Below are 15637 nucleotides of genomic sequence, written 5' to 3'. Positions count from 1 at the left end.
CGCGCCGACGCCGGTCGGCGGACTGCTCCAAGGGAGACGACGATGAGCCTCGCGACCAGCAAGACCCTCGACAACCTCAAGGCCGCGTTCGCGGGCGAGAGCCAGGCGAACCGCCGCTACCTCTACTTCGCCCAGAAGGCCGACGTGGAAGGCTACAACGACGTGGCCGCGGTGTTCCGCTCGACGGCCGAAGGCGAGACCGGCCACGCTCACGGCCACCTGGAATTCATGGAAGCCGTCGGCGACCCCGCCACCGGACTGCCGATCGGCGGCACCTCGCTGAACCTCAAGGCCGCCATCGCCGGCGAAACCCACGAATACACCGACATGTATCCGGGCATGGCGCGCACCGCCCGCGAGGAGAACTTCGACGAGATCGCCGACTGGTTCGAGACCCTGGCCAAGGCCGAGAAGTCGCACGCCGGCCGCTTCCAGCGCGCGCTCGACACGCTCGACTGATCGCAAGGGGTCTAGAGGTCTCTCCAAGGCGGTGGCCCGACGGGTCACCGCCGTACGTCAGCGCGGCAGGTCAATCGTGAGCGAGAGCAAAGATGCGGGCGGCGGTCCGCCGCGGGAAGGCAGCCTCGACGCGCCCTTCCGGCATCCGATCGCCTGGCGCGACGACGACTACTACGACCTCGCAAAGGTCGAGGCCGAGATGGAGCGGCAGTTCGACGTCTGTCACACCTGCCGCCGCTGCTTCAATCTCTGCGACAGCTTCCCGCGGCTGTTCGACCTGATCGACGAGAGCAAGACCGGCGAGCTCGATAGCGTGCCGAAGTCGGACTACGCCAAGGTCGATGAGGCCTGCACGCTCTGCGACATGTGCTTCCTGACGAAGTGCCCCTATGTGCCGCCGCATCCCTTCGACATCGACATCCCGCACCTGATCCTGCGCTACCGGGCGGCCAAGCGTCAGGCCGGCCACCGCGAGTTCGTCCGCGAGCAGCTGGGCAAGACCGACCGCAACGGCAAGCTCGCCAAGCCGTTCGCAGGTGTCGTCAACGCGATGAGCGCGCGCCAGAACACGCCGCTGCGCAAACTGCTGGAAGCCATCGCCCAGATCGACGCCGAGGCGGAGCTGCCGAAGTACCACTCGAAGACCGCCACCGACCGGCTGAAGAGCCCGCTGGCGCCGGACCCCGCCGGCCCCGCCTTCGGCCGGCGCAAGGTGGCGCTCTATGCCACCTGCTTCGTCGACTACAACGAGCCCGACACCGCCGTAGCCGCCGCCCGCGTACTGGCGCTGCAGGGCGTCGAGGTGAAGCTGGTCTATCCGGAATGCTGCGGCATGCCGCAGCTCGAGGCCGGCGACCTGAAGGACGTGGCCGGCCGCGCCAGCCGCGTGGCCAAGGTGTTCGCGCCCCTGATCGCCGAGGGCTACGACGTGGTGGCGCTCACCGCCTCCTGCGGCCTGATGATGAAGTTCGAATGGCCGCTGATGGAGCCGGAAAACCCGGGGGTGGTGGCCCTGTCGGCGGCGACCAAGGACATCTGCGAATATGTCGTCGAGCTGCAGAAGAGCTTCGGCCTGGCCGAAGGCCTGACGCCGGTCGAGGGCGGCGTCACCCTGCACCACGCCTGCCACGCGCGGGCCCAGAACATGGGCGCGAAGTCGGCCGAGATGCTGCGGCTGATCCCCGACACCCGGGTCGAGCTGGTCGAACGCTGCTCGGGTCACGGCGGCACCTTCGGGGTGATGAAAGAGACCCATCACGTCGCCAACAAGGTCGGCCGCCCCACGGCCCGCCAGATCGCGGCCAAGGGGACCGAGACCCTCTGCTCGGACTGCCCGCTCGCCTGCAAGCACCTCGGCCAGCTGCTCAGCGCCGAGACCCGCCCCGAGGCCCACGCCGCCCCGCGCCAAGCCCACCCCATCGAGATCTTCGCCCGCGCCTATGGCGCGGTCTGAAGGAGCGCCCTCATGCCCGCCGCCCAACGCCTGATCACGCCTGCCGACCTGATCCCCGACGCCGACTACGCGAAGGAACGCCGCGAGCGCCGCGCCGCCCTGCTGCCGGTCAAGCGCCTGCGCCGCGTGGCGCTGGGCCCGGTGTGCACGATCATCTTCGAGAGCTACGACACCATGTTGTTCCAGGTTCAGGAGATGCTGCTGACCGAGAAGGGCGGCGCGGCCCAGGTCCCCGATGAGCTGGCGGCCTACAATCCGCTGATCCCCCAGGGCTCCGAACTGGTCGCCACGGTGATGTTCGAGATCGTCGATGAGGTCCGCCGCGAGCAGACCCTGGCGCGGCTGGGCGGGGTCGAGGACACCTTCTTCATCCAGATCGGCGCCGACCGGGCGCCCGGGGTCCCCGAGGGCGACGTCGAACGCACGCGCGAGGACGGCAAGACCTCCTCCGTGCATTTCCTGCGCTTTGTCCTGACGCCCGACCAGATCGCCCGCTTCCGCGATCCGGCCACCCAGATCCTGGTCGGCTGCGGCCATGAGCAGTACAGCCACCTCGCCGGCCTCACGCCCGCCACCCGCGCCGAACTGGCCAAGGATTTCGCCTAGCCCCCACCTGCTCCTCTCCCAGGCGCGAAGCGCCGTGGGAGAGGGCGGCGCCGGCGGCTCGAACATCCCCGCCGTTGAACCCGGCAGGCTCCCTCAAGCTCGCCTCAGCCCGCGAAACCCGCGTGCGTGATCTGCGAAAGCTTCGCGTCCACGGCCGCCGCCGCCAGGACCACGCCCTGCACCGCGGGATTGGCCTTGAGCCCGGCGATCACCGGGCCGCCCGCGAACGCGTCCGCCGCCTCGGCCGTCTCGAACAGGTATGCGCTGACGCCAGCCCCATCCGGACCAAGTCCCCAGATCTTCCACTTCAGGCCCGGCGCGCCGGCGATCCTGGCGGCGGCCTCCTCGGCCTTGGCTCTGAAGCCGTCCACATCCCCGGAAACCCGATAGGACACCGTCAGGAGCACCGACATCATCACAACCTCGTTCAAGCCGCGAAAGCGAACGGTGAAGGTAGGTATCCTTCGGCCTCGCGCTAGGTCGGACGGGTCAGCAGCTTTCCCTCGTAGTCGCGCTTGCCGATCGGCACGCCCCGTGAGCGCAGGATGTCGTAGGCGGTGACGGCGTGGAAATGGAAGTTGGGCAGCGAGAATGAGAGGATCAGGGTCTCAGAGGTGAAGGTCAGCCTCCGTGGCCCGATCTGCAGGTCCAGGTCCCGGCCGGCCCAGCTGTTGACCTCCTCGGGCGTCAGCGCCTCCAGCGCGCGTTCGCCCTGGCCCATCATCGCGCGCAGCTCGGCGAAGGGTACCGGTCCGACCAGGCCCGGCGGCTCGAACACGCCGGTCTTTGCGGCCTCGAGCCCCCACACGGCGTGATGCCACGCCGCTTCGATCTGGAAGTGGAAGGGCGCCATGTCGTCGATGAGCCGCAGGTGAACGAAGTCGTCCGGATCTGCCCCGGTCTCGGCGCAGTGCGTCACCGCGCGGTCGAGGAAGCCGCCGACTGCGCGCACCGTCTGCAGCAAGGTCGGCACGCTGAGATCGTAGAATGTTGTCGCCATCAGGCTCTCCGGTTCATGGGTCAGGCCGCCGTCGCACGTCGGGATCAGCCCATGTGCTTGGCGGCCATCTCTTCGATGGTGTCGATGTTCACATCCCGCAGGCTTCTGAACTTGACGCAGTAGCCCGTGACCGTCGCCTTCCCGAGCCGTTTTCCGTAGGTCTCTAGCAGGTATTTCTTGTCGTCCAGGCCCATGACGTAGACGGATATTCCGGTCGTGTTGGCGCTCAGGCCGATCCGGTAGAAGTCTTTCGTTTCGCCGTTGGCGTACTTTGTCGCCTGTAGCCCGTATCCAATGTTCGGGTTGGAAAACGATCTTGTTGTCGGCGTTCCGGCCGTCCAGGAACCAGAGCCTGCAGCCGGGCGAAATCCTGAGCATCATTCGATGCAAGGCTTGCAGCTCTTCGCGCTTCGGAGCGGGCTGGCCGGCGATATAGCTATCGATCTGCGCTTGCACGGTCATGTCGAGGTCCCCGGTTCGATCCTCATGGGCTCGGCGAGCCATCGCCGGAACGACGAACGAGCGCGGCGGAGTCCGACATCGTCCCGCAGGGCCTTCTCGGCGACAGTATCTTTTGCAAACCCAAGCGGACCCGCGTCCATAATCTCCTCAAGCGCCTGCTCTGGAACGAGAGCGAAGGCGACCAGGAAGAGTACGCCCGAGCCGGCCCCCGAACCGGCTCTTTCGGATACCGGCTAGGCCGCGGCGCGCCAATCGACCCCGCTCTTGTGCCCCCGGCGGTATCGGGCTCATCTGCGCTCACGAGTCCGCCTTGAAGAGCGGGCCGCCTCGGGAGGGCAGAGTTTGACCACCACGACCGCCGACGCGCCCGCGAGCCCCGCCACCCTGCGCAAGGTGGTGCTGGCCAGCATGATCGGCACCACCATCGAGTGGTACGACTTCTTCCTCTACGGCGCGGCCTCCGCGCTGGTGTTCGGCAAGCTGTTCTTCCCCCACGCCGACCCGACCACCGGCGTCATGCTGTCCTTCGCCACCTATGCGCTGGGCTTCGTGGCGCGGCCGCTGGGCGGGCTGGTGTTCGGCCACCTCGGCGACCGGATCGGGCGCAAGCAGCTCCTGATGATGAGCCTGATGCTGATGGGCGGCTCGACCGTGCTGATCGGCATCCTGCCGACGTTCAATGAGGTCGGTCTGCTGGCGCCGCTCGGACTGGTGCTGTTGCGCCTGGTCCAGGGCTTCGCGGTCGGCGGCGAGTGGGGCGGCGCGGTGCTGATGGTCACCGAATATGGCGACGCCAAGCGCCGGGGCTTCTGGGCCGGCTGGCCGCAGGCCGGCGTCCCGGCCGGCAACCTGCTGGCGGCCGGCGTGCTGGCGATCATGTCGGCGGTGCAGTCGAACACCGACTTCCTGGCCTGGGGTTGGCGCGTGCCGTTCCTGCTGTCGGCGGTGCTGGTGGGCGTCGGCTACTGGGTGCGGGTGAGCCTGGCCGAGAGCCCGCTCTTCCAGAAGGCGCTGGAGGACGCCGGCGCCCCGCCCAAGGCGCCGGTGCTCGATGCGATCCGCGAGCGTCCCGGCGGCCTCGCCATCGGCGCCGGCCTGCGGGTCGCGGAGAACATCTGCTTCTACGTCGTCACCACCTTCGGCCTCACCTACATCGTCGACCACGCGCATCTGTCGCGCACCCAGGCGCTGAACGCGATGCTGGTCGGCACGGCGGTCGAGGTCGTGCTGATCCCGATCTTCGCGGCGCTCTCCGACAAGGTGGGACGCCGGCCGATCTACTTTCTGGGCGCGGCGGGCATCGCCGTCTGGGGCTTCGCCTTCTTCCGCCTGATCGATACCGGCCAGACTCCGCTGATCATTCTGGCGATCGTCGGCGGCCTCGTCTGCCATGCGCTGATGTACGGGCCGCAGGCCGCGTTCATCGCCGAGCTCTTCCCCACCCGGATGCGCTATTCCGGCGCGTCGCTGGCCTATCAGGCGACGTCGATCTTTGCCGGCTCGCTGGCTCCGATCATCGCGCTGGCTCTGCTCGACCGGTTCAAGTCCTGGGTCCCGATCGCCATCTATCTGGCCATCGCCGGCGCGATCAGCGCCTTCTCGGCGCTGCGCGCGCGGGAGACCAAGGGCCTGAGCTTCGCTGAGATCGACGCCCTGAAATGACCGCCGTCCCGACAGGCGCCGAGCGGCGCAAGGCGGTATTCGCCAGCGCCATCGGCACCACCGTCGAATGGTACGACTTCCTGCTCTACGGCACCGCCGCGGCCCTGGTGTTCAACAAGGTCTTCTTTCCGAAGGCCGATCCGCTCACCGGCACCCTGCTGGCCTTCGGCACCTATGCCGTGGGGTTCCTGGCGCGGCCGCTGGGCGGGATCGTCTTCGGCCATTTCGGCGACCGGATCGGGCGCAAGCTGCTGCTGGTCCTCAGCCTCTTCATCATGGGCGGGACCACCTTCCTGATCGGCCTCCTGCCGACCTTCGATCAGGTGGGGCTGTGGGCGCCGGGGATGCTGATCGCGCTTCGCCTCGTCCAGGGCTTCGGCCTGGGCGGCGAGTGGGGCGGGGCGATGCTGATGGCCGTCGAATATGGCGAGGACAAACACCGCGGCCTCTGGGGCGGGCTGACCCAGGCCGGCGGCAGCGTCGGCAACTTCCTGGCGACCGGCATCCTGGCGGTGGCGGCCGCGACCCTGAGCCCGCACGACTTCCTGGCCTGGGGCTGGCGCATCCCGTTCCTGGCCTCGGCGGTGCTGATCGGCATCGGCTGGTGGGCGCGCGCCACCCTGACCGAGAGCCCGGTCTTCCGCTCGGCCCTGGAGACCGCCGAGGGCGCCCACGCCGCCCCGGTGATCGAGACCCTGCGGACCCGGCCCTGGCAGGTGGCGATCGGCGGCGGCCTGAAGGTCGGCGAGAACGTCTCCTACTACCTGATGACCACCTTCGGGATCACCTACCTGACCGAGATCCTCGGCCTGCCGCGCAGCGTGGCGCTGGGCGGAATGCTGGCCGGGGCGGCGGTGGCCTTCACCACCATGCCGCTCTGGTCGGCCTTGTCAGACCGCGTGGGCCGCCGCCGCGTCTATGCCTTCGGGGCCGGCGGGCTGGCGATCTGGGCCTTCGCCTACTATCCGATCCTGGCCACCCGATCGCCCGGCCTGATCGTCACCGCCCTGATGGTGGCCATGCTGCTGCACAGCGCCATGAACGGGCCGCAGGGGGCGTTCATCGCCGAGCTGTTCCCGACCCGCATCCGCTATTCCGGCGCCTCGCTCTGCTACCAGGTGACCACCATCGTCGGCGGGTCCTGGGCGCCGATCATCTCGGTCCTGCTGTACCGGCATTTCCAGTCCACCGTGCCGATCTCGATCTACCTGGCCGCCACCTGCGTGATCAGCCTGGTCTGCGCGCTGGTGGCGCGGGAGACCGCCGGCCTCACCTTCGCGGAGCTGGACGCCGATCCTCCCCAGCGAAAAGGGCCGCCCTCGCGGACGGCCCTTCCAGCTTCGGCCTGAGTTTTAAGACCTAGAAGATTTCGAACAGTCCCGCCGCGCCCATGCCGCCGCCGATGCACATGGTGACGACGCCGTACTTCGCGCCGCGGCGCTTGCCTTCGTACAGCAGGTGGGCGGTGCAGCGGGCGCCGGTCATGCCGTAGGGATGTCCGATGGATATCGAGCCGCCCGAGACGTTGTATTTCGCCGGGTCGATGCCCAGCTTGTCGCGGCAATAGAGCGCCTGGGACGCGAACGCTTCGTTCAATTCCCAAATGTCGATGTCGTCGATTTTCAGGCCGTTGCGCTCCAGCAGCTTCGGAATCGCGAACACCGGGCCGATGCCCATCTCCTCGGGCCCGCAGCCGGCCACGGCCATGCCGCGATAGGCGCCGAGCGCCTCCAGGCCACGCTTTTCGGCTTCCTTGCGTTCCATCATCAGGATCGCGGCGGAGCCGTCGGAAAGCTGCGAGGCGTTGCCGGCGGTGACGAACCTGCCTTCCTTGGCATAGCGGCCGCCCTTGAACACCGGCTGCAGCTTCTGCAGGTCGGCCAAGGTGGTCTGCGGGCGGTTGCCCTCGTCGGCGGCGATGGTGATTTCCTTGTCGGCGGTCTCGCCGGTCTCCTTGTTGACCAGCACCTTCATGACCGTGGTCATCGGCGCGATCTCGCGGTCGAAGCGGCCTTCGCTCTGGGCCTGGGCCGTGCGCTGCTGCGACTGCAGGGCGTATTCGTCCTGGGCTTCGCGGCTGACCCCGTAGCGCTCGGCGACGACCTCGGCGGTCTCGATCATCGAGGTGCCGAGCGCGGGCACGTTTTCCTTCAGCCAGGGATCGACGGCCATGAAGCCGTTGATGTTGCCGTTCTGAACGAGGCTGATCGACTCGATGCCGGCCCCGATCGCGATCGGGGCGCCGTCGTTGATGATGTACTTGGCCGCGGTCGCCACGCCCATCAGGCCCGACGAGCACTGCCGGTCGATGGTCATGCCGGACACCGTCACCGGCATTCCGGCCCGCAAGGCCGCCTGGCGGGCGATGTTGTTGCCGGTCGTGCCCTGCTGCAGGGCGCAGCCCATGGCGATGTCGTCGACTTCGCCGGCCTCGATCCCGGCTTGCTCGAGCACGGCGGACAGCGAGTGGGCGCCGAGCGTCGCGCCATAGGTGTTATTGAACGCGCCGCGATAGGCCTTGCCGATGGGGGTCCGGCGGGCGGCGACGATGACGGCTTCACGCATGGGGAGGGGTCCTGCTTGGGGAGGGGTGGCGGCCGCTCAGGCCTTGATGTCGGAGAATTTCTTGCCTTCGGCGACCAGCTTTTCGAGCAGCGCCGAGGGCTTGAACGCGTCACCCATGGTCGCCTGGAATTGCTGCATCTTGGCCAGCACCTTCTCCGCGCCGACCTGGTCGCCGTAGTGCATCGGACCGCCGCGATAAACCGGCCAGCCGTAGCCGTTGACCCAGACCACATCGACGTCGGACGGGCGGATCGCCTTGCCCTCTTCGAGGATCTTCGCGCCCTCGTTGATCATCGGATAGACGCAGCGTTCGAGGATCTCCTCGTCGGAAATCTTGCGCGGATTGGCGCCCGACTTGACGATGAAGTCGTTGATCACCTTCTCGGTGAAGGGGCTCGGCTTGGCGTTGCGGTTCTCGTCGTAGTCGTAGTAGCCGGCGCCGGTCTTCTGGCCTCGGCGGTCAGCTTCGCAGAGCACGTCGCGGATGGTCTCGCCCCTGGACTTTTCCTTCACCCAGCCGATGTCGAGCCCGGCCAGGTCGCTCATCGCGAACGGGCCCATGGGGAAACCGAAGTCGTAGAGCACGCGGTCGATGTCCCAGGGCATGGCGCCCTCCATCACCAGCTTCTGCGCCTCACGCTGGCGTTGGCCCAGGATACGGTTGCCGACGAAGCCAGGGGTGACGCCGACCAGCACGGCGATCTTGCCGATCTGCTTGGCGAGCTTCATCGAGGTGGCGATGACATCCTTGGCCGTGTGGTCGGCGCGGACGATCTCCAGCAGCTTCATGACGTTGGCCGGCGAGAAGAAGTGCAGGCCGATGACGTCCTGCGGCCGCTTGGTCACCGAGGCGATCTCGTCGATGTTCAGGCCCGAGGTGTTGGTGGCCAGGATCGCGCCCGGTTTGCAGATCGCGTCGAGCTTGGTGAAGATCTCCTTCTTCACGTCCATCCGCTCGAACACCGCCTCGATCACCAGGTCGACGTCCTTGAAGTCGTCCATGCTGAGCGAGCCCTTGATCAGGGCCATGCGCTGCTCGGTCTCTTCGGGCTTCGCGCTGCGTGACCGCTCATAGTTCTTGCGGATCACGCCCAGGCCGCGGTCGAGCGCCGCCTGCTCCTGCTCGACGATGACCACCGCGATGCCGACGTTGACGAAGTTCATGGCGATGCCGCCGCCCATGGTGCCGGCGCCGATGATCCCGACCGACTTGATCGGGCGGGTGGGGGTGTCGTCCGGCACGTCGGGGATCTTGTTGGCCTGCCGCTCGGCGAAGAAGTAGTAGCGCTGGGCGGCCGACTGCTGGCCCATCATCAGCTCGCCGAACAGCTTGCGCTCGGCCTTCAGGCCCTCGTCGAAGCTGGCGGAGTTCACCGCGGCCTCGACGGCCTTGATGTTGTTTTCCGGGGCCATGAAGCCGCGGAACTTCCGCGCATTGGCCTTGCGGAAGTCGGCGAAGATCTCCGGGTGGCCCTTGGCGGCTTCCAGCTTGGCGTTGTTGTCGCGAACCTTCACCAGGGGCTTGCCCTCGGCGACGGCCTTGCGGGCGAAGGCGAGCGCGCCTTCCTTGAGTTTGCCCTCCTCGACGATCTCGTCGACCAGGCCCATGGCCAGCGCCTGCTTGGCCGGCACGTGGCGGCCGGAGGTGACCATGTCGAGCGCGGCCTCGACGCCGACGATGCGCGGCAGCCGCTGGGTGCCGCCGGCGCCCGGCAACAGGCCCAGCGCCACTTCCGGCAGCCCGACCCGGGCCGAGGGCACGGCGACGCGGTAGTGGGCGCAGAGCGCGACCTCCAGGCCGCCGCCCAGCGCCGTGCCGTGGATCGCGGCGATCACCGGCTTGGGCGAGCCTTCCATCATGTCCTGCACATCGAAGAGGCTGGGGCCCGTCATGGCGCCGCCGAACTCGGTGATGTCCGCGCCGGCGATGAAGGTGCGGCCTTCGCAGATCAGCACGATGGCCTTGGCGTCCGAAGCGCCGGCCGCCTTGAAGCCCTCAAACAGGCCCTCGCGGACCTTGGCCGACAGCGCGTTCACCGGCGGCGAGTTGAGCGTGATGATCGCGATGTCGCCGTCGCGGGTCAGGGTGGTCACCGAATTGATCTCGGTCATGGGTGAGGTGTCCCTATGGCTGGCGGACCGCTCATTCATTTGGGGTGGCGGTCCGGAAATTCAAACGCTTGTTACAGGCCACGCTGGACCCCTCCAAGTCAAATGTGCGAGGGGATTGAGGCGGTCATCGACGCCGCCACAACAAGCACGGGGAGACGCCGCGATGATGCTCGACATGTTCTCATTGAAGGGCCGCACAGCCCTGGTCACCGGCGGCTCGCGCGGCATCGGCAAGATGATCGCCCGCGGCTTCCTCGAAGCCGGCTGCGCCAAGGTCTACATCTCGTCGCGCAAGGCCCCGGCCTGCATCGAGACCGCCGAGGAGCTCGGCCCCAACTGCATCGCCCTGCCGCAGGACGTCTCGACGGTCGAGGGGGTGAAGGCGCTGGTCGCCCAGTACCTGACCCACGAGGACAAGCTCGACATCCTGGTCAACAACGCCGGCGCCGCCTGGGGCGCGGAGTTCGACGAGTTCCCGGAAAGCGGCTGGGACAAGGTGCTGAACCTGAACCTGAAGTCGCCCTTCTTCCTGACCCAGGCGCTGCATGGCGCGCTGACCAAGGCCGGCACGCCCGATCGGCCGGCCAAGGTGATCAACATCGCCTCCATCGACGGCATCCGGCTCAATCCGCAGGAGACCTACAGCTACCACGCCTCCAAGGCCGGCCTGATCTACCTGACCCGCCGGATGGCGGCGCGGCTGATCGCCGACAACATCGCGGTCACCGCCATCGCGCCGGGCGCCTTCGCCTCGGAGATGAACCGCGTGGCCCGCGACCACGGCGACGAGATCGCCAAGCGGATCCCCTCGCGCCGCATCGGCCGCGACGAGGACATGGCCTGCGCGGCGATCTATCTGGCGAGCCCGGCCGGCGACTATGTGGTCGGCGACACCATCGCCGTCGACGGCGGCGTGGCGCTGGCCAGTCCTGGGGGGCTGTAGCCCGCCGCTTGGGCTTACCAGCGACCGGTGCTGGGATCGGCTGATGCGAACTTCGTGTCCAGCACCGAGGTCTTGAAACGAGCACCTGCGTCGGCGAAGTCGCCGCTCGTCAACGCGATGCTGGCTTTTCCGTCTTCGGATCGCGTGATTGCTCCTGCTGCGACCTTCGCGGCAAGGATACGATTGATCATCTCGATATTCGCAGTCGCGATCAATATCGCGTCGCCGAGGGTCAACGCCCAATCGGGCCTGTCCGATTGTCTTTGATAGCTGCGAACGGGAGCATGGCCACAACGACCTCACGGCCCTGATTGGCAACCAGAACAACGCCGATATCGCGAGTACCCTGAGGATTGACTTCAAACAGCATGGGAGCCTCCAGAGAGGCGCTCGAAGCCCAGGCATTCTGGGCGATGCAATACCTTAAGGCTACGTGGGGAAGGCCAGGTTGGCCGTCAAGTGGTCGAGCTCTAGCAGCCCGCCTGCGCCTTCCGCTCCCGGCGGCGGGCGGTGAGGATGTGTTCGGTATAGCCATTCGGCTGGGCGCGGCCCTGGAAGACCAGGTCCAGCGCCGCCTGGAAGGCGATGCTGGCGGCGGGGTCCGGGCCCATCGGCCGGTAGGCCGGGTCGCCCGCGTTCTGGGCGTCGACCACCTGGGCCATGCGGGCCAGCGTCTCGCGGACCTGGGCCTCGGTGCAGACCGCGTGATGCAGCCAGTTGGCGATGTGCTGGCTCGAGATGCGCAGCGTCGCGCGGTCTTCCATCAGCCCGACGTCGTGGATGTCCGGCACCTTGGAGCAGCCGACGCCCTGGTCGATCCAGCGCACGACGTAGCCCAGGATCCCCTGGGCGTTGTTGTCGAGCTCCTCCTGCACGTCGGCGGCGTTCCAGTTGGAGCGCGCCAGCGGCGGGGTCAGCAGTTCGTCGGTTCCGGTGCGTTCACCGGCCGCCGCCATCGTGGCCTGAAGGGCGGCCACGTCGACCTCGTGATAGTGCAGGGCGTGCAGCACCGCGGCGGTGGGCGAGGGCACCCAGGCGGTGTTTGCGCCGGCCTTCGGGTGGCCGATCTTCGCGGCCAGCATGGCGGCCATCATGTCCGGTGCGGCCCACATGCCCTTGCCGATCTGCGCGCGGCCGGGGAAGCCGGTCGCCAGGCCGATCTCCACGTTGCGCTTCTCATAGGCCGGCAGCCAGGGCTCGGCCTTGATGGCGTCCTTGCGCACCACGGGCCCCGCCTCCATCGCGGTGTGGATCTCGTCGCCCGTGCGGTCGAGGAAGCCGGTGTTGATGAACACGATCCGCTCACGCGCGGCGTGGATGCAGGCCGCCAGGTTGGCGCTGGTGCGGCGCTCCTCGTCCATGACCCCGAGCTTGACGGTGTTGCGCGGCAGGCCGAGCGCGTCTTCGACCCCGTCGAACAGCCGCACCGCCAGGGCGACCTCGTCCGGGCCATGCATCTTCGGCTTCACGATGTAGACAGAGCCGGCTGGGCTGTTGCGCCGCGCGCCCTTCAGGTCGTGCAGGGCGGCGGTCACGGTGATCAGGGCGTCGACCACGGTCTCGAAGACCGCCTCGCCGCAATAGCGCACCGCGTCGGTGGTCATGTGGTGGCCGACGTTGCGGACCAGCATCAGGCTGCGGCCCCGCAGCACCAGGTCCTTGCCGCGCCGCGTGGCGTAGCGCCGGTCCTCCGCCAACCGCCGGGTCTCCGCCCCGCCGCCCTTGGCGAAGGTCGCCGTCAGGTCGCCGCGCATCAGGCCAAGCCAATTGCGGTAGACGCCAACCTTGTCCTCGGCGTCGACGGCGGCGACCGAGTCCTCGCAGTCCTGGATGGTGGTCAGCGCCGCCTCGATCAGCACGTCGGCGACGCCGGCCAGGTCGTCCTTGCCGATCGGGTGCGCGCGGTCGATCTGGATCTCGATGTGCAGGCTGTTGTGGACGAGCAGCACCGCCTGCGGTGTTCCGGCCTCGCCGCGCCAGCCCACGAACTGACCGGGGTCAGCCAGCGTCGACTCCTGGCCGCCGCGCAGCCGCACGATCAGGCCGCTGCGGCCGATGACATAGCCCTCGGCGTCGGCGTGGGAGCCGGTCGAAAGCGGCGCCGCACGGTCGAGGAAGCTGCGCGCAAAGCCCACCACCTTGCCGCCGCGGACCGGGTCGTAGCCCTTGCCGCCGGTCGGGGGTTCGATCGCGTCGGTCCCGTAGAGCGCGTCATAGAGGCTGCCCCACCGGGCGTTGGCGGCGTTGAGCGCGAAGCGGCCGTTGGAGACCGGGACCACCAGTTGCGGCCCGGCGAGCCTGGCGATCTCCGGATCGACGTCCTGGGTGCTGATTTCGAACCGAGGGGGTTCCGGCAGCAGGTAGCCGATCTCGCGCAGGAAGGCGGTCTCCTCCGTCACGTCAAGCGGCCGGCCGCGGCGCTCGCGCCACCAGGCGTCGATCTGCGCCTGCAGGTCGTCGCGGCGCGCCAGCAGGGCCACGTTGCGCGGGGTGAAGTCGGCGAGGATCGCCTCGAGCCCGGCCCAGAACGCCTCGGGCGTCACGCCGGTCCCCGGCAGCAGCTCGTCTTCCACGAAGGCGTGGAGGATGTCGTCGACCGAAAGGGTGCTCGTGATGTCCATCGGCTTGACCGGGGCTCAATAAGGGGGCGTCGACCAGGATCGCGCAGGATGCAGCGCGGCCGGAAAAAAGAAAGGCCCCCGCCCGGAGGCGGGAGCCAAGGTCTCGTGAGATGAGTTCGTCCGCGCGCGCCTTACGCGAACTGGCCCATCGTGTTGTGGACGCCGCCGGCCTTCAGGGCCGCCTCGCCGGCGAAGTATTCCTTGTGGTCGTCCCCGATGTCGGAGCCCGACATGTTCTGGTGCTTCACGCAGGCGATGCCCTGGCGGATCTCCTGACGCTGGACGTTCAGCACGTAGCCCAGCATCCCCTGGCTGCCGAAATACTCCTTGGCCAGGTTGTCGGTGGAGAGTGCGGCCGTGTGATAGGTCGGCAGGGTGATCAGGTGGTGGAAGATGCCGGCTCGCTTGGCGGCGTCCGCCTGGAAGGTGCGGATCTTCTCGTCGGCCTCGATGGCCAGCGCGGTCGCGTCATAGTCGACGCTCATCAGCTTCTCACGGTCGTAGGCGGCGAGGTCCTTCCCGGCCTTCTGCCAGGCGTCATAGACCTGCTGGCGGAAGTTGAGCGTCCAGTTGAACGACGGCGAGTTGTTGTAGGCCAGCTTGGCGTTCGGGATCACCGCGCGGATGCGGTCCATCATGCCGGCGATCTGGTCGACGTGCGGCTTCTCGGTCTCGATCCACAGGAGGTCGGCGCCGTTCTGCAGCGAGGTGATCGAGTCGAGCACGCAGCGGTCCTCGCCGGTGCCGGCGCGGAACTGGAAGAGGTTCGACGGCAGGCGCTTGGGCCGCAGCAGCTTGCCGCCGCGGTTCAGCACCACGTCGCCGTTCTTCATGTCGGCGGGCGAGATCTCCTCGCAGTCGAGGAAGGAATTGTACTGGTCGCCGATGTCGCCCGGCTCATGGCTGACGGCGATCTGCTTGGTCAGGCCCGCGCCCAGGCTGTCGGTGCGGGTCACGACGATGCCGTTGTCGACGCCGAGCTCCAGGAAGGCGTAGCGGCAGGCGCGCACCTTGGCGAGGAAGTCCTCGTGCGGGACGGTCACCTTGCCGTCCTGGTGGCCGCACTGCTTCTCGTCGGAGACCTGGTTCTCGATCTGCAGCGCGCAGGCGCCGGCCTCGATCATCTTCTTGGCCAGCAGATAGGTCGCCTCGGCGTTGCCGAAGCCCGCATCGATGTCGGCGATGATCGGCACGACGTGGGTCTGGAAGTTGTCGACCGCGTCGAGCAGCTTTTCTTCCTGCTTCTTGTCGCCGGCGGCGGGGGCCGCGTCGAGGTCGCGGAAGATCTGGCCGAGCTCGCGCGCGTCGGCCTGCTTGAGGAAGGTGTAGATCTCTTCGATCAGCGCCGGCACCGAGGTCTTCTCGTGCATCGACTGGTCGGGCAGGGGGCCGAAGTCGGAGCGCAGCGCGGCGACCATCCAGCCGGACAGATAGATGTAGCGGCGCTCCATCGTGCCGAAGTGCTTCTTGATCGAGATCATCTTCTGCTGGGCGATGAAGCCGTGCCAGCAGCCTAGCGACTGGGTGTAGTTGGCCGGATCGGCGTCATAGGCCGCCATGTCGGCGCGCATGATGTCGGCCGTGTAGCGGGCGATTTCCAGGCCGGTCTTGAACCGGTTCTGCAGGCGCATGCGGGCCACGCCTTCGGGATTGATGCCGTCCCACGCGCCATGCTTGCTCTTGATGAGCTGGCTCATCTCGATGATGTGGTCTTGGTAAGCCATCTGCCTCTTCCGCGGTTGGCCGGACATGAC

Annotated in this window: 14 protein-coding genes; 6 read left to right on the top strand and 8 right to left on the bottom strand. The window is 67.9% G+C overall.

The window, feature by feature from the left end; genetic code table 11:
* The first annotated feature begins 42 nt into the window (after positions 1–42).
* The 3 genes from ACESMY_RS17625 (at position 43) to ACESMY_RS17615 (ending at position 2518) form a co-directional block, all read left to right on the top strand.
* Positions 43–459 carry a rubrerythrin family protein gene (locus ACESMY_RS17625; protein ID WP_372785922.1) on the top strand — a complete coding sequence of 139 codons (417 nt, stop codon included), beginning with the start codon at positions 43–45 and terminating at the stop codon, positions 457–459.
* 76 nt (positions 460–535) lie between these two features.
* The gene (locus ACESMY_RS17620; protein WP_372785921.1) at positions 536–1912 is read left to right on the top strand and encodes a heterodisulfide reductase-related iron-sulfur binding cluster; all 1377 of its coding nucleotides are present in this window, start codon (positions 536–538) and stop codon (positions 1910–1912) included.
* 12 nt (positions 1913–1924) lie between these two features.
* Positions 1925–2518 (top strand): DUF3501 family protein, encoded by a 594-nt coding sequence (locus ACESMY_RS17615; RefSeq protein ID WP_372785920.1) that lies wholly within the window; start codon positions 1925–1927, stop codon positions 2516–2518.
* Positions 2519–2622: 104 nt separating this feature from the next.
* Here ACESMY_RS17615 and ACESMY_RS17610 read toward each other — a convergent pair whose 3' ends face one another.
* Genes ACESMY_RS17610 through ACESMY_RS17600 form a run of 3 tightly spaced genes read right to left on the bottom strand, consistent with a single transcriptional unit; the run spans position 2623 to position 3712 of the window.
* Positions 2623–2934 (bottom strand): YdhR family protein, encoded by a 312-nt coding sequence (locus tag ACESMY_RS17610; RefSeq protein WP_372785919.1) that lies wholly within the window; start codon positions 2932–2934, stop codon positions 2623–2625.
* 59 nt (positions 2935–2993) lie between these two features.
* Positions 2994–3518, bottom strand: coding sequence for a DUF1993 family protein (locus tag ACESMY_RS17605; protein ID WP_372785918.1), 525 nt, complete (start codon positions 3516–3518; stop codon positions 2994–2996).
* 44 nt (positions 3519–3562) lie between these two features.
* Entirely contained in the window at positions 3563–3712 is a 150-nt protein-coding gene (locus ACESMY_RS17600) for a hypothetical protein (protein WP_372785917.1), read from the bottom strand.
* 610 nt (positions 3713–4322) lie between these two features.
* On the opposite strand from ACESMY_RS17600, the gene ACESMY_RS17595 reads away from it, so the two are divergent.
* Positions 4323–5642 (top strand): MFS transporter, encoded by a 1320-nt coding sequence (locus tag ACESMY_RS17595; protein WP_372785916.1) that lies wholly within the window; start codon positions 4323–4325, stop codon positions 5640–5642.
* Positions 5639–6991, top strand: a complete 1353-nt coding sequence (locus ACESMY_RS17590) for an MFS transporter (RefSeq protein WP_372785915.1) — start codon at positions 5639–5641, stop codon at positions 6989–6991. The genes ACESMY_RS17595 and ACESMY_RS17590 overlap by 4 nt, the downstream gene beginning before the upstream one ends.
* A 10-nt stretch (positions 6992–7001) precedes the next feature.
* On the opposite strand, the gene ACESMY_RS17585 is transcribed toward ACESMY_RS17590, so the two are convergent.
* Complete coding sequence (locus tag ACESMY_RS17585; protein WP_372785914.1) at positions 7002–8207, bottom strand: acetyl-CoA C-acyltransferase; 1206 nt, start codon at positions 8205–8207, stop codon at positions 7002–7004.
* Positions 8208–8243: 36 nt separating this feature from the next.
* Complete coding sequence (locus ACESMY_RS17580) at positions 8244–10319, bottom strand: 3-hydroxyacyl-CoA dehydrogenase NAD-binding domain-containing protein (RefSeq protein WP_372785913.1); 2076 nt, start codon at positions 10317–10319, stop codon at positions 8244–8246.
* A 163-nt stretch (positions 10320–10482) separates the two neighbouring features.
* On the opposite strand from ACESMY_RS17580, the gene ACESMY_RS17575 reads away from it, so the two are divergent.
* Positions 10483–11262, top strand: a complete 780-nt coding sequence (locus ACESMY_RS17575) for an SDR family oxidoreductase (RefSeq protein ID WP_372785912.1) — start codon at positions 10483–10485, stop codon at positions 11260–11262.
* Positions 11263–11276: 14 nt separating this feature from the next.
* On the opposite strand, the gene ACESMY_RS17570 is transcribed toward ACESMY_RS17575, so the two are convergent.
* The 3 genes from ACESMY_RS17570 to ACESMY_RS17560 form a co-directional block, all read right to left on the bottom strand.
* Positions 11277–11498: a hypothetical protein gene (locus ACESMY_RS17570; protein WP_372785911.1), complete on the bottom strand. Its 222-nt coding sequence runs from the start codon at positions 11496–11498 to the stop codon at positions 11277–11279.
* Positions 11499–11732: 234 nt separating this feature from the next.
* Positions 11733–13883, bottom strand: a complete 2151-nt coding sequence (locus ACESMY_RS17565; RefSeq protein ID WP_372785910.1) for a malate synthase G — start codon at positions 13881–13883, stop codon at positions 11733–11735.
* 131 nt (positions 13884–14014) lie between these two features.
* A complete protein-coding gene (locus tag ACESMY_RS17560) occupies positions 14015–15607 on the bottom strand; it encodes an isocitrate lyase (protein ID WP_372785909.1) in 1593 nt (530 codons plus the stop codon).
* Between the last annotated feature and the right edge of the window lie 30 nt (positions 15608–15637).

Origin of the sequence: Phenylobacterium sp., assembly GCF_041691455.1 — a bacterium.
GTDB lineage: Bacteria > Pseudomonadota > Alphaproteobacteria > Caulobacterales > Caulobacteraceae > Phenylobacterium.
This window is presented reverse-complemented; position numbering and strand designations above follow the sequence as displayed.